The sequence below is a fragment of the Agromyces albus genome, from assembly GCF_004134825.1.
Lineage (GTDB): Bacteria > Actinomycetota > Actinomycetes > Actinomycetales > Microbacteriaceae > Agromyces > Agromyces albus.
The window spans coordinates 126,073-146,143 of sequence record NZ_SDPN01000005.1; the positions used below are offsets into that span (position 1 = coordinate 126,073).

A 20,071-nucleotide genomic window follows, 5' to 3' on the forward strand; every position below is an offset into this window, starting at 1 on the left:
ACACAGGCCGGGCAACTTTTGCTACCGCTTCGTCGAAAGTCGACTACTACGTGTCAGCATGGTGCGAGATGACCCAGTGAAGATCGTTGTGCTTTACTCAGAACATGGTGGACATCAGCCGCGGATCGGCCCTCGGCATCTCGGGAGCGAGCGAGCTCTTCCAGCTGCTCCGCGACGGGGCGCCGCGCACCCGTGCTTCGCTCGCGCAGACCACGGGGCTGGCCCGCTCGACCATCGCGGCTCGCGTCGACGAGCTCATGCGACTCGGCCTCGTGACACCCGTCGCCGACGCCGCCTCCACCGGCGGCCGCCCGCCGTCGCAATTCGCGCTGAACCCCGCTGCGCGCATCGTGCTCGCCGCCGACCTCGGCGCTTCGCACGCCACGATCGCGGTCACCGACCTGGCGGGCACGGTGCTCGCCTCGCGCAGCGAACCCATGGACATCGCTCGCGGCCCCGAGACCGTGCTCGGCTGGATGGTCGAGGCCGGCCTCGCACTCGTCGCCGAACTCGGCCGCGACCGCAAGGAGCTCGTCGCGATCGGCATCGGCGTTCCCGGGCCCGTCGAGCACTCCACCGGCCGGCCGGTGAATCCGCCGATCATGCCCGGCTGGGACCGCTTCGACGTGCCCGGATGGGTGCAGCAGCACCTCGAGGTGCCCGTGCTCGTCGACAACGACGTGAACATCATGGCCCTCGGCGAGCGCGCGCTCGCCTGGCCGAACGTGGAGCATCTCGTATTCGTGAAGGTCGCTACGGGCATCGGCTCGGGCGTCATCTCAGGCGGGCTGCTGCAGCGCGGCGCACAGGGCATCGCGGGCGACATCGGCCACGTGCGGGTCGCGCGCGGCGCCGACGTGCCCTGCCACTGCGGAAATCGCGGATGCCTCGAAGCCCTCGCCTCAGGCCCCGCGATCGCGCGCGCGCTGCGCGAGCAGGGCGTCGACGTGCAATCGGGCAGCGACGTCGTCGAGCTCGTCAAGCGCGGCGACATCGACGCGATCCAGGCCGTGCGCCAGGCCGGCCGCGACATCGGCGAAGTGCTCACGGCGTGCGTGAGCCTCGTGAACCCGTCGGTCATCGCGATCGGCGGCTCGATGGCACGGGCCGGCGAGCACCTCATCGCCGGCGTGCGCGAGGTCGTCTACACCCGCTCGATGCCGCTCGCCACCGAGCACCTCGCCATCGTGCAGTCGGCCGCGGCGGCGAACGCCGCCGTGCTCGGCGCGAGCATGCTCGCCATTCACCACGTGCTCTCCCCCGAGGGCATCGACGCGCTCGCCGCCCGCTGACCGCGACCGGCCCGGCACCGGTCGGCGCGCGCTGACTAGAGTGGGCATCATGAGCGCGGCTCGTTCATTGGAGCGCGGCGATCGGGCACTCCGAGAGTGGTCCTGGCACGAGGCGCGCGCGGCCTTCGAGGAAGCGCTGCTCGACGACGAGACACCCGAAGCGCTCGAAGGCCTGGGAACCGCGGCTTCATGGCTCGACGACGCCGACACGGCGATCTCCGCCCGAGAGCGTGCGTACCGGCTGTACCGCGGCCGTGACGACGCGGAGGCCGCCGCCAGGGTCGCCGTCAGCCTCGCCGATGACCTCGTGACCTTTCGCGGTGAACGTGCCGTGGCGTCGGGTTGGCTCCAGCGCGCCCGTCGGCGACTCGAGGACCGACCCGACTCGCCGGTGCTCGTCTGGGCCGACGCCGTCGAGGCGTCCATGGCCATGCTGTACGAGCGCGACCTCCCCCGCGCCCTCGCTCTCGCCGAGCACGGGGTGGCCAATGGCCGCCGAATCGGGGACGTCGACGCCGAGATGATCGCGCTGTCGTTGCTCGGCCTGGTGATGGTGTCGTCGGGTCGCCTGGCGGAAGGGGTGCGCGTGCTCGACGAAGCCGCTGCGGCGGCCGTCTCCGGGGAGGTGCGCGACCCGGTGGTGTCGGCCGCCGTATGCTGCGTCTTCGTGACAGCGAGCGCACGGATCCGCGACTTCGACCGGCTCGCGCAATGGTCACGGCACGTGATGCAGGTGTCGCAGGAGTGGACGAACCGTTCGATGTTCACCTATCCACGGATCGAGCACGCTGCGGCCCTCGTCTGGTGGGGCCGCTGGGGCGAAGCCGAACAGGAACTCGCCGAAGCGCTCACCGATATGTCGGCCCGGCCGCAGCTCGCCGCCCTCGCACTGTTGCGACTGGCCGACCTGCGGCGACGGCAGGGGCGGTATGACGAGGCACGGTCGCTGCTCGACGAACTGGATGAGAGTCCGCATGGGATCGCCTACGGAGAGCGCGCCGAGTCGGTGCGAGCCGTGCTGGCCCTGGACTCCGGAGACCTCGTCACGGCGGCCGAGGCGGCCGAGCGCGACCTGCGCGCGCTGCCGTCCGACGACATCGTGGAGCACGTGGACGGACTCGGGGTGTTGGTCCGTGCACGGCTCGGTCTGGGCGATCGTGAGGAGGCGCAGCGGGCTGCAGACACCTTGAGGTCGATCGCCGACGCGACGCCGACAGCTCCGATTCGCGCGTCGGCCAGCCTGGCTGCCGGGCTGGTCGCCGCAGCCCGCGGTGAGCACGCCGCCGCTCGCGGGTGGTTCGAGTCGGCGATCGCGGTCTACCGAGCCGGCGGCGCGACGTTCGAGACGGCCCGCGCCCGAATCGAACTGGCGAGGTCGGTGTCCGCGCTCGGCCAGCCGCAGCGCGCCCTCGAGGAAGCTCGGAAGGCAGTCACCGCCTTCGAGGAGCTGGGTGCTCGCGCCGACGCGGCATCGGCTCAGACGGTCGCGGCCGACCTCGAGTCGAGCGTCCGGCCGGCCCGGCGACCCGGACCGCTCACCGCTCGCGAGGCCGAGGTGCTGCGCATGGTCGCTGCCGGCATGACGAATGACGAGATCGCGGCCGCTCTCGTCCTCTCGGTGCGCACCATCGAGCGGCACCTCTCCAACATCTACGCCAAGATCGGCGCCACCGGCCGGGCCGCGCGGGCCGCGGCCGCGTCGTACGCGCACACGCACGCCATCGCGTAGACGCTCGCGGAAGAAGTGCGTGCCGCGGGCGGCGAAACCTGCGTGCCGGCACGGATGATCCACGACCCTCGACGCCCTACCTTCGGAGAACCGGATCCGGTTGGATGCCGGGGTCCCGGCGCCAGCCGGATCCGGACGAACCGAGAGGAGCGGGCAGATGCCCAAGACATCGAAACAGGACGCCGCCGAGACCGTCGAGATCGTCGGCTACGAGGGGCACCTCCAGGAGCTCGGCGGCTACACCGTCGCCTTCGAGACCTACACCGAGGACGCCGACCTCGCGCCGCTCTTCGCCGGGTTGCCCGACGACCGGTGCCAGTGCGTGCACCTCGGCTACGTGCTGAGCGGATCGGTGAAGTTCACGTTCACCGATGGGCACGAGGAGGTCTACGTCGCGGGCGACGCCTATCACGCGCCGCCAGGACACACCCCGACGCTCTATGCCGGCACCGAGCTCGTCGAGTTCAGTCCGACCGAGGCACTGCAGCAGACGCTCGAGGTCGTCGGGCGCAACTCGGAGGCGGCTACGCCGACCAGTGGGTAGCGGATGCCGTGGGGTCGAGGGAGCCTGCTCAGCGCGCGGCTCCCACGGCGAGCTCCCTCGCCCGTGCCATCGCTGCCTCGAACCGGGGCAGGCTCGCCTCGATCGTCTCCATCGTCGCCGTCAACGAGATGCGGAAGAAGCCGGGCGTCTCGAACATCCGGCCGGGCAGCACCAGTACGTTCTCACGGTCGAGGATCGCGGCGAACTCCGCATCATCGGGCAGCGGTGACTCGGGGAAGAGGTAGAACGTGCCCTCGGGCACGTTGACCCGGTAGCCCATGCCGACGAGCGCCTCCACCATCACGTCGCGCTTCCGCTGGAACAGGGGGATGTCGAAGGCGAGCGTCTCGAGCTGCGGCAGCGCGTACTGCATCGACGCGTTGGGGAAGAGCCATCCGCCGGAGATCTGCAACGCCTCGATGGCATCTCGCAGCGCAGTGCGGTCGGGCATGGTCGGCGGCACCGCGAGGTATCCGATGCGCTCGCCCGGCGAAAGCAGCGTCTTGCCGTAGCTGTAGGCGAGGAAGCTCCACGGGTAGAACTCGACGGGAGTGTGGAAGCGCGCGCCGTCGAAGACGATGCGGTTGTAGGCCTCGTCGGAGATGAGGTAGATGCGGCGTCCGTTGCGCTCCGAGGCCTCTTCGAGCAGCGCAGCCAGCCGTTGGAGCGTCTCGACCGGATAGATCCTGCCGGTGGGGTTGTTCGGGCTGTTGACGATCACGATGCGCGTGCGCGGCGTGATCGCTGCCGCGATCGCATCCAGATCGAGGTCGAAGGTCGTGCGGTCGATCGACACCTTCACCGGCACGAGGCCCGCCTCCAGCAGGATCGGCTCGTAGAGGAACCATGGCGGCAGGCTGTAGACGACCTCGTCTCCCGGATCGCCGACGAGCTTCAGCGCAACCGAGATCGCCGTGAACCCGCCCGTCGTGAGGTGCAGGTCGTCGGCTTCGAAGGGAAGACCGGTGTGCCGCCGAAGCGACTCGGTCGCCGCCTCGATCGCCTTCGGGTCGCCGATCCTGTAGGCGAACCAGAGCTCGTGCTGCGGGACCAGGGCCTCACGCAGGATCTCGACATAGGCAGTGGACGGCGGATCATGCGGATCGCCGAACGTGAAGTCCAGCACGCCCGGCTGATGCCGGCGCTCCTGGTAGCCGGAGCGCCGGTAGAACTCGAAGAGCAACTGGAAGGGCGTTGCGGCGGCGACCGTCGCGACCCGCTCGGAAATGTGATTCTCGTCCATGAGTCCCCCTTGGGGATCGGCAGGGGACCTCTCGCGCGAGGCCCGGTTGCCGCCGCCAGAATACTCCGCTCCGTCTCGCGCCGCGCCCTGTTCATTTCGTCGGTGGAGCACCTGCGAATCGTCATTCCGACGCCTGCCACCGCGATCGCCGAACCGCGTGGCTCGGCAGGCCGCTGTGGTGGGCGGGCGGTACGCTCGGGGGGTGCCCGATACGCCCTTCGCCCTCTTCGATCTCGAGGGCTCGACGGCGGTCGTCGAGGCACCTCCGCGGCACCCTCACGAGACGCGGATCGTGGCCGATTCGAGCGATCGGGTGGCCTGGCTGCGGGCTCGCTCTCGCGGCATCACGGCGACGGATGTCGCGAAGCTCGCGTCACGGGCATCCGTTCGCTCTGCCGCGTGGGAGAAGCGATACGGCTCGAGCTTCGGCGGCAGCCGCTACACCGACCACGGGCGTGAACGCGAGCCCGTGATCGCCGAGTGGGTGCGCCGCACGCACGGCATCGAGCCGTCGTCGCTGCTCTTCCACTCCGCGACCGAGCGCCGGCACCTCGCGACTCCCGACGGGCTCCGCGTCGCTCCCGACGGCGAGCTCCAGCTGTGCGAGATCAAGACCACGTCGAAGCCGTGGCGCGGCATCCCGCGCGGCTATCTCCGGCAGGTGTGGTGGCAGCAGTACGTGCTCGGCGCCGAGCGCACGCTCGTGGTGTGGGAACGCCACGACGATTTCGTGCCCGTGGCCGAAGAGCCCGAGTGCCGCTGGGTCGACCGCGACGACGACCAGATCGCGATCCTCGTGCACCTCGCGAACGCGCTCATCGACGAGCTCCACGCGAGCACGGCCGGCCGCGCTCGATGACCCAGGTCGGGCGCCGGCTGCGACGCGACTGACGGCTCAGCGAATCGCCACGCCGGGCGACCCGGAGTGCAGCATAGTGGAGAGTCAGAATGGTGCTCAGGAGGTAGCGGATGACCGAGACGATGCGTGCCCTGGTGATCGATCGGGTCGGGGGGCCCGACGAACTGCACCTCGCCGAGGTGCCGGTGCCGCGGCGCGTGAGCGACGAGGTGCTCGTGCGCGTCGTCGCCGCGGGCGTGAATCCCATCGACATGAAGACTCGCGCGGGCCGCGGAGTGTCTGCGGCGATCCCCGGCTACCCCGCCGTGCTCGGCAACGACTTCTCCGGTGTCGTCGAGACGGTGCCATACGCGCACCACCCGCTGCAACCCGGCGATCGGGTGTACGGCATGGGTCGCGTGCCGCGACTCGGGGGCAGCTATGCCGAGTTCATGTCGGTCTCGTCGATGAGCATCACGCCGATGCCCGCGACGCTCGGCTTCGTCGAGGCGGCCGCCGTGCCGCTCGCCGCGCTCACCGCATGGGGCGCCGTCATCGACACGGCGCGCGCCCACGACGGCCAGCGGATGCTCATCCACGCCGGCGCCGGCGGCGTCGGCCATTTCGCGGTGCAGTTCGCGTCGTACTTCGGCGCGAACGTGACGGCCACCTGTTCGGCCCGCAACGCCGACCTCGTGCGGGCACTCGGCGCCAGGCACGTCATCGACTACGAGCGCGAACGCTTCGAGCGGGTCGCGCACGACCAAGATGTCGTCATCGACCTCATCGGCAATGGCACGGATGACACGAGCACCCGCTCGCTCGACGCGCTGCGTCCCGACGGTCTCATCGTGACCGTGCCGACCGGGTCGTGGCCCTCGATGGCCGAAGATGCAGCGGCTCGCGGCATCCGTGCCACCGGCTATTCGGTCTCGCCCGACGCGCGCACTCTCGCGGTCATCACGCGGCTCATCGACGACGGAGCCGTGCGCGTGCACGTCGAGCAGGAGTTCCCGCTCGAGGAGGGCGCCGAGGCGCATCGCGTGCTCGAGGGCGGCCACGTGCGCGGCAAGCTCGTGCTGCGAGTCGCGCCCGATCCCGAGTGAGCGATCGGCGGCGGATCGCTCGTCAGCCCGCGTGCCGTCCATGGCGTCGAATCCCGGCCGAGGTGTCAGGATGTCCCCATGACGACGTCGCCGTGGCCTGACCTCATCGAAGAGGCACGGCGCTACCCGTCGCCCCACAACTCCCAACCCATCAAGGTGCGGCCGATCGGCGACCGCGAGGCACGGGTGTTCTACGACCTCGACCTCGGGCTTCCGGCCGAGTCGTTCGGAATTCCGTTCGGCCATGTGTGCGCCGGCGTCTTCCTCGAGAGCCTCGCCACCGTTGCCGCCGGCCGTGGCTTCACCGTGGTCGAAGAGCTCCGGCACGCCGACATGGACTTCGCCGCCGCAGATCGCCGGCACCTGATCGGCACGGTACGTCTCGAACCCGCGCCGGTCACCGCCGAGGCATCCCGCCGGCTGGTGGCCTTTCGCGCACGACGCACCTCGCGGCGGCCCTACGATCGCACCCTCGTTCCGCCCGACGTCATCGCGCGGGTCCGCGACGTCGCGGCTGCGAGCGGGCAGCATTTCGAGACGACCGCCGACGAGCACACGGTGCACGACCTCGTGCACATCAACCAGGCGACCCTGTTCTCCGACCTGCAGAACGACGCGGTGTACGCGGAGATCATGCACTGGCTGCGCTTCTCACGCGCTGAGGCGGCGGCAGCAGCCGACGGGCTGTCGGCCGAGACCATGCTCATGCCCGGCGGCATCCTGAAGCTCGCGATGGCCCACCGCGAGTGGTGGTCGGCGCCCGTCGTCGGGCCGATCATCCGCTCGATCTACCTGAACACCATGCGTGGGGTGCGCCAACTGGGCTGGCTGACCGGCCCGTTCGAGGGCCCCGCCGACTACGTCGAGGCCGGTCGCGCGTTCATGCGGGTGTGGCTGGAGTTCACGCTGTACGGAGTGCGGCTGCACCCGTTCGGCACCGTCATCACGAACCCCGACTCCCACGTGCGATTCGCTGAAGCCGTCGGCGCTGTCGAGACGGATGGACGCATGGCGTGGATGCTGTTCCGGTTCGGCCACTCCGCCGAGCCGCCCTTCGCGCACCGGCGTCCTGCTGCCGCGATGCTCCTTCGAGAGGAACCCGCGTGAAACCGTTCATCTTCGCCTTCGTCTGGGCGCAAGACGCCGTCGTGCGGCTGTTCACCCGCAGCGTGCACACGCACAAGGTGCTGCTCGGTCCGGGAATCGAGCCGCTGCGCTGGACGCTCGGTCGCTGGCGGGCGTGGCGCACCTTCGAGTTCGCGGCACGCCGGGTGCCGGCCTATCGGGCGTTCCTCGGCGAGCGAGGCACGCCGCACAAGCTCCGGCCCAAGGGCGACCTGAGCGCGGCATTCGCGGCGCTGCCCGAGATGGACAAGGACAGCTACATCAAGCGCTGGCCGATTCCCGAGCGCAGCGTCGGTGGACGACTGCCGCGGCGCGGTGTCGTCGTCGACGAATCATCCGGCAGCTCGGGAACGCCGACGAGCTGGGTGCGCGGCCCCGACGAACGCCTGGCGACGAGGCAGCTCCTCCAGGTCGGCTTCTGGCGCACGGCGCGCACGCTGAAGAAGCAGCCGTTCGTGCTCAACGCATTCTCGCTCGGGGCCTGGGCGACGGGCATGAACGTCACGACGAGCCTCACCGAGGTCACGATGATCAAGTCGATCGGGCCCGACCGCAACAAGATCATCCAGACGATGGCCGAGTTCGGCACCGACTACACGTACATCATCCTGAGCTATCCGCCGTTCCTGAAGGCGCTCTTCGAGGACACCCGCCTCGACTGGGAGCAGTACGACATCGTGGCGGCGTTCGGCGGCGAGGGCATCAGCGAGAACATGCGCGCACACATCCTGCGCTACGCGCACAGCGCGTTCGGGTCGTACGGCGCCTCCGACCTCGAGATCAACATCGCGATCGAGACCGATTACACGGTCGAGCTCCGCAAGGCCATCGCCGCAAGCCCGAAGCTCGCCAAGCGCATCACCAAGCAGGCCGAGTACGGGGTGATGCCGATGGTGTTCCAGTTCAACCCGTTCGACTACCTCATCGAGACGAACGAATCGGGCGAGCTCGTCGTCACGATCGTTCGCAAGCAGAACATCAACCCGCGCATCCGCTACAACATCCACGATCGCGGGCACGTCATGCGCATCCGGGAGCTCACGCCGATCCTCGAGGAGTTCGGCCTGCACCGGCTGGTGCGCCAGCAGTTCCTCGACCTGCCGCTCCTGTTCCACTACGGCCGCAGCGACCTCTCGGTCGACTACAACGGTGCCGTCGTCGCCCCCGATGCCCTTCGCGACGTCATCTACGGAGACCCGAAGCTGCTCCAGGCGGTCGAGAACCACCGGCTCATCAGCTTCGAAGACGAACGCGGCGACCGCCAGCTCCACATCGCCCTGCAGTTGACGGATGCCGCGACCGCCGTGCCGATCGACGAGGCCGCGTACCGCACCCACATCATCGCCGAGCTTCGCGCCCTGAACGCGGACTTCAACAACGCGATCCTCACCGCCCCCGATCACACGATGCCGACCGTGGCGTTCTACCCGCACCGCACGGGGCCGTTCTCCGGCGACGGACGCAAGCTGAAGAACGAGTACGTGTGGCAGCTCGAGGCCGCCGACCTCGCCGAGTGGGACGTCGACCTCAGCCACCCCGCCGAGCGCTAGTCGATCTCAGCCGGCGCGTGAGGTGAGCAGCGCCGTGCCGAGCTCGCTGCGGAGGTAGAGCACACTGCGCCCGTAGCGAGTGCTCACGAGGAGGCCGGCGTCGCGGAGCACGCGCAAGTGCTGGTTGACGGCCGACGCCGTGACCCCGAGGCGCACGCCGAGCTCCGTCGACGAAGCGGGGTCGCCGAGGGCGGCGAGCAGGCTCGCCCTCGTCTCGCCGAGGATCGCCGCGACGGCGGCAGGGTTCGCGACCCGCTCGGTCTCCCAGAGTGCGCCCTGCCCGCGGGCGGGATACAGGACCATCGGCGGGCCGTCACCGACCGGAGCGGAGCCGCGTCTCGTGAACATCGTCGGCACGAGGGTCAGGCCATCGCCGCCGACGGCACGCACTCGTGGCCGCGGGTCGGCCATCCGCATCTCGATCACCCCGTGGTCGTACGAGATCCGCGACGTCAGCCCGTTGAGCATGGCCGAGAGCCCCGATTGCGACACCTGCCGGCCCCGGTAGACGATGTCCGCCTCGAGCACGGCGCGCATGCGCGGCCAGTACGGCTCGAAGCACGTCTCCCACAGCTGGCCGAGGGCCGCGACGACGCGACGAAGGGCCCTGGTCGTCGAACCCGCGAACACGTCGGGCACCTGCCCGAACACGGCGACGAGATCATCGCGGAACACCTCCGCCGGCATCGCGAGCAACGCCGCGAGCTCGTCGTCGAGGCGCGTCAGCGGCGAGCTCGGGCGCGGGTTCAGGAAGTCGGGGGTCCACCCGCGCTCGTCGATGAGGGCCAGGAGCGCGACCTGATCGAGTCGCTCGCGGGCGGCCTCGGTGCGGCGGAGCCAGCCCACCTGCAGGGGGAAGCGCGAGGGGTCGGCGATGGCGCGGATCGACAGGCCGAGCTCGCAGAGCGGCGAGATGCCGAAGCGCACCGCGCCGACGTCGTCTTCGGTCAGCAGGTAGCGCAACATGAAGCACTACGCTACATCGATTTCGACGCCGCACTGCCCTCTGACAGAACTGAGGAGTGAGCACCAGCCCTGACACCGGAACCCTTCCGATCATCGATCCCGAACTCGACGGCGCCGCAGCGAGCTTCGACGAAGCGGATGCCACGGATGCACCGGATGCACCGGATGCTGCGGCCCCCGGTACCCCGAACGGCCGTCGACCTGGCCTCGGCGCCCGCCTTGCGGCATCCGTCGCCGATCCGGTACTGCGCATCCTCGTCACGGCCACGCTCATCAGCCGGGTGGGACGCGGCGTCTTCCTCACCGTCACCGTGCTCTACTTCACACTCATCGTCGGGCTCGCACCGCACGAGGTCGCGATCGTGCTCGGCGCCGCGAGCGCCGCGGGCGTGCTCTCGTCGCTCGCGGGCGGCTGGCTCGCCGATCGCCTGAGCGCCAGGCGCCTGCTCCTCGTGCTCACGACCCTCGAGGCCATCGGCCTCATCTGCTACGTCTTCGCGGGCGACTTCACGAGCGCCCTCATCATCGCCGTCGCGGTCGGGGCCATCGGGCAGGCCACGAACTCGACCCGCATGGCGATCATCGCCCGAGCCTTCGACGCCGACGCCCGGGTGCACGCCCGAGCCGTGCTGCGCACGGTGACGAACCTCGCGATCGCCGTGGGCTCCGGCATCGGGGCGATCGCCCTGCTCGCCGGAACCGCCGAGGCCTACCGCTGGATCATCGTCGGCGCCGGCGTCATGTACCTGCTCGGCCTCGCGCAGCTCGTGAAGCTCCCGACCTCCGTCGACGCGTCGACGCCACCTGCCGCGCCGCCCGTGACGACCGAGACCGGGTCGACGGATGTCGCGGCATCCGCCGTCGCCGAGCGCCGTGCCCTTCGTCGCCACTCACCCTGGCGCGACCCGCGCTACCTCGGATTCACCGTGCTGACCGCGGTCTTCGGCATGCAGTTCGGACTTGGCGAGGTGGGCGTGCCGCTCTGGATCGCGAACGAGACGGCCGCGCCCGAGGTGCTCGTCGCGGCCGTGCTGATCCTCAACACGGTCATCGTCATCATCTTCCAGGTGCCCCTCTCCCGGGGCACGCACGATTTGCGCCGCGCGGGCCGGGTCTCGGCGATCGCCGCGTGGCTCATGGCGGCCGCGTGCCTCGTCTACGCCGCCGCGGCCGGCCTCCCTGTCGGCTTCGCGATCGCGATCATCGTGCTCGCCGCCGTCGCGCACGCGTTCGCCGAGGTGCTCTCGCAAGCCGGCGCGTGGGGGCTCAGCTTCGAACTCGCCGACCCCGTGCGCGCCGGCACCTATCAGGGCGTGTTCTCGATGGGCTACTCGCTCGGCGCGATGGTGGCGCCCCTCTTCGTCACCTCGACCGCGCTCTCGCTCGGCTTCGGCGGGTGGGCGATCCTCGCGGGCGTGTTCCTCGCCTCGGGGCTCGGCACGTGGGCGATCGCGCGTGGTGCGGCGCGCACCGCGGCTGCCGCCGCGTAGGGCACCTATTCGAGCGGCTTCTCGAACCAGTGGTCGGCGTAGAACTCGTCGTTGAACGGGAGCACCTCGACGTACCCGGCCGCGCGGTACATCGCGATCGCCTCGGTGAGGCTCGCGTTCGTCTCGAGGGTCACGGATGTCGCGCCATGCTCGCGCGCGGTCTGCTCGAGCGCCTCGAGGATGCGCCGGCCCACCCCCATGCCGCGCACGTCGTCGTCGACCCACATCCGCTTGATATACGCGGGTTCGGAGCCGTGGAACAGCACGGCGCCGCATCCGATCGCCCGGCCGTGCAGGCGGGCAACGAGGAACCGGCCGCTCGGCTCGGCGAACTCCCGGGTGTCGGGGTGGAGGCTCTGCGCCGGGTCGAAGCCGCCCGGGAAGCGCCGGGCGAGCTCGGCGTAGTAGGCCGACAGGCACGCGCGAGCGTCGTCGGACGCGGCATCCGCTGGCTCGACGGTCACGAGGCCCGCCTCGAGCAGGCGCATCGCCGTGCCCATCGCCTCGACGAGTCGCTCACGCTGGCGAGGGCTGAGGGGTGCGAGCAGGGATGCCGCGAGCTCGTCGCTGCGCCGGTCGAGCTCGGCCCGCTCGGCCCGGCCGGCCTCGGTCGGACGCGCCGTGCGCACGCGGGAGTCGGCAGCGGATGCCGCGAGGCCGACGAGGCCCTCCCGCTCAAGAGACCGGAGCAACCGGCTGAGATAGCCGGAGTCGAGCTCGAGGCGCTCGCGGATCTCGCGCACGTCGACGCCGTCGTCGTGCACCTCCCAGAGCACGCGGGAGGCGCCGAGCGATCGAGCGCTGCCGAGGTACTCGTCTTCGAGGGCTCCGATCCGCGCCGTGACGGCGCGGTTGAAGGCGCGGACGCGATCGATCGAGGCGCGGTCGAGCTGCTGGTCGGTCATATCTCTGACCGTAGTCAGCTATCTGGCTGACGGCAAGAGCGTTTCAGTCGAGCGGCAGCTCGAGGACCCAGTCGTCTTCGACGCGGCCGCCGACCGTGAAGTGCTTGCGCCCGACCTTCGCGAAGCCGTGCTTCTCGTAGAAGCGGATCGCTCGGGCGTTCTCCTCGTTCACGCCGAGCCACACCGCCGATGCGCCGGTGGCCGCCGCGGCGCCGAGCGTCGCCGACATGAGCGGCGCGGCGACTCCCGTGCCGTGCGCGAGCGCCCGAGTGTAGAACTTGCTGAGCTCCACGACCGGCCGGCGGGTGAGCGCGGCCGCAGCGTCGGCGTCGCCCGGCTCGCCGCTGATGAGCATCGAGTAGCCGACGAGCCGGCCGTCACCCTCTGCGACGAGGATCGACCGGCGCTCGTCGGCGAGGTGCGCCTCGAAGCGGGCGACCGTGAAGTGCTCGGCGATGAACGCGGCGATCGCCTCAGCGGTCGTGCGGGGCGGGCATGCGAGCGGAAACGTCTCGGCGGCGAGCTCGGCGAGCGCCGCGGCATCCGCTCGCCCGGCCGCCCGAATGGAGATCACTTGCACGATCATCGATTCTTCCAGACGCATCGGCAGCCCGGCGGGATGATCCCGCAGCGCGAGCGCGTCGATTCGCGACATCCGAGCACCGTATCGTGCCCGACGTGTCGCAAATCGACGCGCTCGCCCCTCAAGGGTGTCAGAGGTACCGCGCGTACGCCCCCAGCGTGAGGAACGTCGGGAACTCCGGCTCGAGCGCGACGTGCCGGAACACCTCGATCGCGTCGTCGAAGCGGTCGCCGTCGAACCGCGGCAGGCCGGCGATGACGGATGCCACGAGCCCCTCCATCCACGCGTGGTCGATGCGGGTGCCCTCGGCCGTGATGGTGTTCTCGTTGAGCCACTGCCAGATCTGCGAGCGCGAGATCTCGGCCGTCGCGGCATCCTCCATGAGGTTGTCGATCGCCGCGGCACCGGTGCCGCGCAACCACGACTCGATGTAGCGGATGCCGATCGAGACGTTGTCGCGCACGCCGCCCTCGGTGACATGCCCGCCGATCGACGGGATGTCGAGCAGTTGCGCCGCCGTCACCTCGACGTCGTCGCGCAGGCGGTCGACCTGGTTCGGCCGCTCCCCCAGCACCGCGTCGAACTCCGCCCGAGCAGTCGCGATGAGGTCAGGATGCGCGACCCACGTGCCGTCGAAGCCGTCGGATGCCTCGCGGCGTTTGTCGGCGGCGACTGCGGCGAGCGCGCGCTCGGTCACCTGCGGGTCGCGCCGGTTGGGGATGAACGCGCTCATGCCGCCGATGGCATGTGCTCCCCGCTTGTGGCAGGTTGCGACGAGCAGCTCGGTGTAGGCGCGCATGAACGGCACGGTCATCGTGATCGACTTGCGGTCGGGCGTCACCCAGCGGCGGCCGCGCGAGCGGAACGTCTTCACGATCGAGAAGATGTAGTCCCAGCGGCCGGCGTTCAGGCCGGCGCAATGGTCGCGCAGCTCATAGAGGATCTCGTCCATCTCGAATGCGGCCTGGATCGTCTCGATGAGCACCGTGGCACGCACCGTGCCCTTCGGGATGCCGAGCCGCTGCTGCGCGAAGACGAAGATGTCGTTCCAGAGCTTCGCCTCGCGGTGCGACTCGAGCTTGGCCAGGTAGATGTATGGCCCCCGGCCCGCGGCGATGAGCGCCTGCGCGTTGTGGAAGAAGTACAGGCCGAAGTCGACGAGCGATCCCGAGGCGTGCATGGCGCGTCCCGCCCGGTCGTGGAACCTCAGGTGCTTCTCCGTGAGGTGCCAGCCGCGGGGCCGCATCACGATCGTCGGGGTCTCCTCGGCCGTGACGCGGTATTGCTTGCCCTCTGGGCTCGTGTACTCGAGCTCGCCGTGCAGGAAGTCGAAGAGGCTGAGCTGGCCTTCGATCACGTTCGCCCACGTGGGGCTCGTGGCATCCTCCTGGTCGGCGAGCCAGACCTTCGCGCCCGAGTTGAGGGCGTTGATCGCCATCTTGCGGTCGGTCGGGCCGGTGATCTCGACCCGGCGGTCTTCGAGGCCGGGGCCGGCGCCCGCGACGCGCCATGAGCGATCACTTCGGATCGACTCGGTCTCGGGCAGGAACTTCGGATCACGGCCGTTCGCGGCGTCGACGCGGGTCTGCAGGCGAGCGGCGAGCAGTTCGTGGCGGGTGCTCGCGAAGCGGTCGTGCAGCTCGGCGAGAAACTCGAGCGCTTCGGGAGTGAGGATCTCGGCGTATCGCGGGCCGAGGGGGGCGCTCACCTCGATGCGGGGTTCGACGGTCTGGAAGCTGCCCGTCGCGGGATGTGCAGCGTGTGCTGCACGCGCGGCGATGGGCGTGGCATCCGTGCGTTCGATGGTCATGCTGGGCGTGGTGTTCATGGTCGTGTCTCCTTCTCGTCCGCCATCCCGGGTTTGCATGACATTTGGGCATTTGCATGACATCTGCAGTCGTAGACGTCATGTAATGCGGCCGAAGTCATGCAAATCCGGGGTGAGCGTTCAATGGCTGAACTGTTCTTCCTCGGTCGATCCGACGAGGGCGAGCGTTGCGCTGTTGGGGTTCAGCGCGGTGGCGATGCGGTCGAAGTAGCCGGTGCCGACCTCGCGCTGGTGGCGCGTGGCGGTGTATCCGGATGCCTCCGAGGCGAATTCCGCCTCTTGGAGCTCGACGTAGGCGCTCATGTGCCGCTCGCTGTAGTCCTTCGCGAGCGTGAACATGGAGTGGTTGAGGGCGTGGAAGCCCGCGAGGGTGATGAATTGGAACGCGTAGCCCATCGCCGCGAGCTCGCGCTGGAAGGTCGCGATCTGGGCGTCGTCGAGGTGGCGCTTCCAGTTGAACGACGGCGAGCAGTTGTAGCTCAGGCGCTTGCCCGGGAACTTCGCGTGCACGGCCTCGGCGAATCGGCGGGCGAGGTCGAGGTCGGGCTCGGCCGACTCGACCCACAGCAGGTCGGCGTACTCGGCGTAGGCGAGGCCGCGGGCGATGACCGGCTCGATGCCGTTCTGCACCTCGTAGAAGCCCTCGGCGGTGCGCTCCCCTGTGACGAACGGCCGGTCGCGCTCGTCGTGGTCGCTCGTGATGAGGGTCGCCGCGAGCGCGTCGGTGCGGGCGATGATGATCGACGGCACGCCGGCGACATCCGCCGCCAAGCGCGCCGCGTTGATCGTGCGGATGTGCTGCGACGTCGGCACGAGCACCTTGCCGCCCATGTGGCCGCACTTCTTCTCGCTCGCGAGCTGGTCCTCCCAGTGCACGCCGGCTGCGCCTGCCTCAATCATCTGGCCCATGAGCTCATAGGCGTTGAGCGGCCCGCCGAAGCCGGCCTCGGCGTCGGCGACGATGGGCGCCATCCAGTCGCGGTCGTCGGTGCCCTGCTCGATCTGACCGGCGCGCAGCAGCGCGTTGTTGATGCGGCGCACGACGGCCGGAACCGAGTTGGCGGGGTAGAGCGACTGGTCGGGGTAGGTCTGGCCGCTCAGATTCGCATCGGCCGCGACCTGCCAGCCGCTCAGGTAGATCGCCTGCAGGCCGGCGCGCACCTGCTGCACGGCCTGGTTGCCGGTGAGGGCGCCGAGGGCAGCGGCCCACTTCGGGTCGGCCTGCGGCGTGAACGCCGTGCCGGTGTTCTCCTGGACGAGCTGCCAGAGCTTCTCGGCGCCGCGCTTGGCGAGCGTGCGCTCCTCGCGCACCGGGCCGCGGAGGGCGATGACGTCGGCGGCGGTGTAGTCGCGGCTGACGCCGTCCCAGCGGGCGTCGGCGTCCCACTCGAGTTGCAGCTCGGCAGCGGTCTGGGTCTGGTCTCCGGGGCGGACGGTGCTCATCTTCGTGCTCCTTCGGTGGTGCCGGTCGACCGCCTGGTGCGGCGGCCTCGGTGGTCTGCCTCCCACTCTGCGGTCGGCGGAGCACCCCGATCCGACGATCCAGGGGGTGAACTTCCCGGGTTCTTCCGCGTTACAGAACTTCGCGGCTCGAAAGCGCGCTTCGTGTCGGATTGGCTGGTCTATTCCGACACGGCGCGCCCTCTCGGCGCATCACTCGCACGCCGACCGGAGCGCGTGCGTCAGTTGCGCCGGGCGTGCCGTTCGATGAGCACGCGCACCTCGTCGACGAGCTCGTCGACCGGACCCTCGACCGCGAGCCCAGGTGCGACCGTCGTGATCGGCAGGGTCGCCACGGGCGAGCGTGCGGCTCCTACTGCTGCGCGCCACGCCGTGATCTGGTGGCCAGAGGCGACGTACACGATGCGGCCCAGGCCGACCCAGGCATGCGCGGCCGAGCACATCGCACAGTGCTCCCCCGAGGTGTACACCGTCGCGCTCGCGCGTTGCTCCGGCGTGAGGTGGGTGACCGCCCATCGCACGATCTCGAACTCCGGATGCCGAGTCGGGTCTCCAGTGCTCGCCTCCCGATTGCGGTCGGCGAACCGTTCGATGCCGGCGGCGTCGACGAGCACCGACCCGAACGGGCCGTCACCCGCGTCGGCGGCTTCCCGCGCGAGCTCGACGACGCGGCGAAGATGGACGAGGTCGGACTCGGTGATGGCCATGACTCGAGTCTGCCTCGCAGTGAGGAGTGGCGATAGCCACCCCTCACGCGTGTTGCGGCTGTTGCAGCCGAGAGCCGATCAGGCGGCGCAGACCTCGGTCAGCGCGATCATTCCGTCCATGAGAATCTGAATCTTCTCCCCCATAACCGACGTGTCGGCGTTCGCCGGGTCTTGGGCCATGGTCCGCACGTAGCCGAAGTAGTCGGTGGCCGCTGTGGTGAACTCGGTCGCGCCCGGCAGCACCTCGGCGTTGGTCACCTCAGCAGCGCTCCCGACGAGCGCGGCCTCGGCGGAGCCGAGCAGGGCGATTCCTGCGGCTGGATCGGAGGTGAAGGTCGACATCGTCTCTGGGGTGTTCAGAGCGGCGAGCTCCTGCGTGCCGGCGGCCATGATGTCGCAGGCCTCCTGCTTGGTCTGCTCGACGGCCACGGGAGCTTCCGTCTCGACGGTCGCAACCTCTTCGGCCTTCTCAGGGGCGGGGCTGCTCGCGGCGCAGCCGGCGAGCAGCAACGCGGAGAGGGCAAGGGGGACGAGGGCGATGATTCGGCGTTTGGGCACGGTCTTCCAGTTCGATTGAGGCCGCGGCCACTCCGCGAACGTCCACCCGCTATCCAAGCATGACGCGCGGCATGGCGCGCTCCTCTTCGAGCGCGCCATGCCGGTGCCATTGCCAGCCGCTTCACTCCATCCGTCGCTCGGCCGCGTGCTTGGCCTCGCTCTGCACTTCGGATGCCGCGGCGCCGCCCTCTTGCTTGACGGTGTCGACCGCTTCGGCTGCACGCTCCTTCACGGCGTCGACGGCCTCACGTGCCGGCTCCTTCAAGTGGTCGGCCGACTCCTTCGCCACGTCGCGCACCTCGTCGACGAGCGGGGCTGCCGCTTCCTTCGCCTTCTCGGCGACGTCGCGCTCGGGCTTCGAGGCCGGTACGAGCGACGAGAGGAGCCAACCGACACCGAAGGCGATGAGGCCGGCAGCGATCGGGTTGCCCCTCGTTGCCGAGGTCACGCGTTGCGGTGCCTCGGCGACGGCTTCACCGGCGGTGTCCATCGCGTCGTGGGCCGACTCGGCGACATCCGAGGCGGTGCCCATCACCCGATCGGTGACTCTGCTCACCGCACGTCGCACCTTGTCGGTCTGGCGGTGCGCCATCTTCGCCGGATTGACCTTGTCGGCGAGCGCGTCGACGTCCTGGCCGAGTTCTCGTCGAGTCCGCTCGATGTCGGAGCGGATCTCACTTGGGTCGCTCATCGGTTCTCCTCATTCCTTTTCAACGTGTCCGGGATCTTCTTTATGCTGTCGACGGTCTTCGGCATGCCGTCGACGGAGTCGAACTCCCTCTTGCCGACGAGCGCGAGCACGACCGCGACAATCGCCCAGATGGCCGCGACGACCACGGCCGACCAGGCGTTGCCGATGAGGTAGCCGAGGCCCCACCACACCGCGATCGAGAGGAAGAGCGCGGTGAGCAGTCCGGCCACGCCGGCTGCGCCGTACATCCCGGCGCCCTTCCCGGCGCGGATCGCCGTCTGCCTGATCTCGGCCTTGGCGAGTTCGACCTCTTGCCGCATCAGTGTCGAGACGTCGCTGCTGACCTCGGCGATGAGGTCGCCGAGCGACGTGTTCGCGGCGTGTTGCTCCGACGGGGTCGGCAGGTCGGCGTCCAAGTTGTTCGTCATCACAACCCGCCTCTCGGTGGAGTGGAGCCCGTTCCGCCGAAGCGCTCTCCGGGGAACGGCGCCGTGGCGGCATCCGTGTCCTCGGTGAAGATCGGCGTGCTCGGGCTCGTCGGCACTGCGGCGCGGGGGCGCGCCGTGCCCGTTGGCAGGCCGCCCCGTGATGTGCCGCTCGTGAGCTCATCCTCGGCGGGGGCCGTGAGGGCCCGGGTCATCCGGCCCGCGATGACACCGGCGCCGAGGGCGATCGCGAGGAACACGCCCGGACGGCGCCGGGCGAACCCCTTGACCTCTTCGAGCAGGGATCCCGGGTCGCGGGCGTCGAGCCATCGGGCGACCTCATCGGCGCTGTTGCCAGCTTGCCGAACGATATCGGTGGCGTACCCCGACTCCGTGGAGCTCTCGGCCATCTGGGAGAACTGGCTGCCGACGGCTCGCAAGCCGCTCGCGACGCGTCGCTGTTGCACGGCGGCCTGGTCGCGGAGTTCGTTGCTCGCCTGGTCGGCGAGCTGCCGAGCCTGACGGCGCGTCTCGGAGGCGACCGACTTCGTCTCCTCCTTCGCGACGTCGGCCACGCGCCGGCCTGCTTTTCCGGCGTCTTCCGCGAGCATCGCCGCTTCCTCGCGCAGCTCAGGGGTAGTGCCGACGGGCGGCGTTCCCGCGGTCGTGCCGGCGGGAGGCATCGTGCCGGCGGGTTGCATGGTGCCCGTCGGCGGCGTCGTGCCGGTGGGCGTAGTGCCGCTCGGTGGGGTTCCGGTGGGAGGCGTGGGGGCGTCTGGAGACATGCTGTTCGTCATCGTCGACTCGCTTTCTCGGGTTGCCTGCGCCCGCGGCGAGGCCGCGGAACACCGGTAGGTACCGACACGGTAGGTCGGCGGTCCTCGCTGGAGAAGGCCCTTGCGAGTTCGAGAACCGCGGCGTATAACGCAAGCGGATCGCGGCGCATTGTGGCGGCATCCGACCCCGCATGCAACCGCTGCCGGCACGGATGCCGCGGGCGTAACGTCGCCCCTGTCGAAGGGAGACGACC

At 69.9% G+C, this 20,071-nt stretch carries 19 protein-coding genes; 8 read left to right on the top strand and 11 right to left on the bottom strand.

Annotated features, from left to right (window positions below):
* Positions 1–104 precede the first annotated feature (104 nt).
* The 3 genes from ESP51_RS04550 to ESP51_RS04560 all read left to right on the top strand — a co-directional run bounded on the left by ESP51_RS04550 (position 105) and on the right by ESP51_RS04560 (position 3,565).
* Entirely contained in the window at positions 105–1,292 is a 1,188-nt protein-coding gene (locus ESP51_RS04550; protein WP_129519702.1) for an ROK family transcriptional regulator, read from the top strand.
* A 49-nt stretch (positions 1,293–1,341) separates the two neighbouring features.
* The gene (locus tag ESP51_RS04555) at positions 1,342–3,021 is read left to right on the top strand and encodes a LuxR family transcriptional regulator (RefSeq protein WP_129519703.1); all 1,680 of its coding nucleotides are present in this window, start codon (positions 1,342–1,344) and stop codon (positions 3,019–3,021) included.
* A 157-nt stretch (positions 3,022–3,178) separates the two neighbouring features.
* Positions 3,179–3,565, top strand: coding sequence for a cupin domain-containing protein (locus ESP51_RS04560; protein WP_129519704.1), 387 nt, complete (start codon positions 3,179–3,181; stop codon positions 3,563–3,565).
* A gap of 28 nt (positions 3,566–3,593) precedes the next feature.
* Here the strand turns inward: ESP51_RS04560 and ESP51_RS04565 are convergent, their stop codons facing one another.
* Positions 3,594–4,808, bottom strand: coding sequence for an aminotransferase class I/II-fold pyridoxal phosphate-dependent enzyme (locus ESP51_RS04565; RefSeq protein ID WP_129519705.1), 1,215 nt, complete (start codon positions 4,806–4,808; stop codon positions 3,594–3,596).
* A 289-nt stretch (positions 4,809–5,097) separates the two neighbouring features.
* On the opposite strand from ESP51_RS04565, the gene ESP51_RS04570 reads away from it, so the two are divergent.
* The 4 genes from ESP51_RS04570 (at position 5,098) to ESP51_RS04585 (ending at position 9,427) form a co-directional block, all read left to right on the top strand.
* On the top strand, positions 5,098–5,667 hold the full coding sequence (locus ESP51_RS04570; protein WP_241842979.1) for a YqaJ viral recombinase family protein: 570 nt from the start codon (positions 5,098–5,100) through the stop codon (positions 5,665–5,667).
* A gap of 110 nt (positions 5,668–5,777) precedes the next feature.
* Complete coding sequence (locus ESP51_RS04575) at positions 5,778–6,752, top strand: NADP-dependent oxidoreductase (RefSeq protein ID WP_129519707.1); 975 nt, start codon at positions 5,778–5,780, stop codon at positions 6,750–6,752.
* Between the two features lie 78 nt (positions 6,753–6,830).
* A complete protein-coding gene (locus ESP51_RS04580) occupies positions 6,831–7,859 on the top strand; it encodes a nitroreductase family protein (RefSeq protein ID WP_129519708.1) in 1,029 nt (342 codons plus the stop codon).
* The gene (locus ESP51_RS04585; protein ID WP_241842971.1) at positions 7,856–9,427 is read left to right on the top strand and encodes a phenylacetate--CoA ligase family protein; all 1,572 of its coding nucleotides are present in this window, start codon (positions 7,856–7,858) and stop codon (positions 9,425–9,427) included. Before ESP51_RS04580 ends, ESP51_RS04585 begins: the two co-directional genes overlap by 4 nt.
* 6 nt (positions 9,428–9,433) lie before the next feature.
* On the opposite strand, the gene ESP51_RS04590 is transcribed toward ESP51_RS04585, so the two are convergent.
* On the bottom strand, positions 9,434–10,393 hold the full coding sequence (locus ESP51_RS04590) for an ArsR/SmtB family transcription factor (RefSeq protein ID WP_129519709.1): 960 nt from the start codon (positions 10,391–10,393) through the stop codon (positions 9,434–9,436).
* A 56-nt stretch (positions 10,394–10,449) separates the two neighbouring features.
* Here ESP51_RS04590 and ESP51_RS04595 point away from each other — a divergent pair, with 56 nt between their 5' ends.
* Positions 10,450–11,883: an MFS transporter gene (locus ESP51_RS04595; protein ID WP_241842972.1), complete on the top strand. Its 1,434-nt coding sequence runs from the start codon at positions 10,450–10,452 to the stop codon at positions 11,881–11,883.
* A 5-nt stretch (positions 11,884–11,888) separates the two neighbouring features.
* Here the strand turns inward: ESP51_RS04595 and ESP51_RS04600 are convergent, their stop codons facing one another.
* The 9 genes from ESP51_RS04600 to ESP51_RS04640 all read right to left on the bottom strand — a co-directional run bounded on the left by ESP51_RS04600 (position 11,889) and on the right by ESP51_RS04640 (position 19,826).
* Positions 11,889–12,788 carry a bifunctional helix-turn-helix transcriptional regulator/GNAT family N-acetyltransferase gene (locus ESP51_RS04600; protein WP_129519710.1) on the bottom strand — a complete coding sequence of 300 codons (900 nt, stop codon included), beginning with the start codon at positions 12,786–12,788 and terminating at the stop codon, positions 11,889–11,891.
* Positions 12,789–12,831: 43 nt separating this feature from the next.
* Positions 12,832–13,443 (bottom strand): GNAT family N-acetyltransferase, encoded by a 612-nt coding sequence (locus ESP51_RS04605; RefSeq protein ID WP_241842973.1) that lies wholly within the window; start codon positions 13,441–13,443, stop codon positions 12,832–12,834.
* Positions 13,444–13,501: 58 nt separating this feature from the next.
* On the bottom strand, positions 13,502–15,199 hold the full coding sequence (gene aceB / locus ESP51_RS04610) for a malate synthase A (RefSeq protein WP_241842974.1): 1,698 nt from the start codon (positions 15,197–15,199) through the stop codon (positions 13,502–13,504).
* Positions 15,200–15,319: 120 nt separating this feature from the next.
* Complete coding sequence (gene aceA / locus ESP51_RS04615; protein WP_129519711.1) at positions 15,320–16,642, bottom strand: isocitrate lyase; 1,323 nt, start codon at positions 16,640–16,642, stop codon at positions 15,320–15,322.
* Between the two features lie 239 nt (positions 16,643–16,881).
* Entirely contained in the window at positions 16,882–17,367 is a 486-nt protein-coding gene (locus ESP51_RS04620; RefSeq protein WP_129519712.1) for a nucleoside deaminase, read from the bottom strand.
* Positions 17,368–17,445: 78 nt separating this feature from the next.
* A complete protein-coding gene (locus ESP51_RS04625; protein WP_129519713.1) occupies positions 17,446–17,925 on the bottom strand; it encodes a hypothetical protein in 480 nt (159 codons plus the stop codon).
* Between the two features lie 121 nt (positions 17,926–18,046).
* Positions 18,047–18,616: a DUF3618 domain-containing protein gene (locus tag ESP51_RS04630; protein WP_129519714.1), complete on the bottom strand. Its 570-nt coding sequence runs from the start codon at positions 18,614–18,616 to the stop codon at positions 18,047–18,049.
* Entirely contained in the window at positions 18,613–19,044 is a 432-nt protein-coding gene (locus ESP51_RS04635) for a phage holin family protein (protein ID WP_129519715.1), read from the bottom strand. The genes ESP51_RS04630 and ESP51_RS04635 overlap by 4 nt, the downstream gene beginning before the upstream one ends.
* Positions 19,044–19,826, bottom strand: a complete 783-nt coding sequence (locus ESP51_RS04640) for a hypothetical protein (RefSeq protein ID WP_129519716.1) — start codon at positions 19,824–19,826, stop codon at positions 19,044–19,046. The genes ESP51_RS04635 and ESP51_RS04640 overlap by 1 nt, the downstream gene beginning before the upstream one ends.
* Positions 19,827–20,071: the final 245 nt, after the last annotated feature.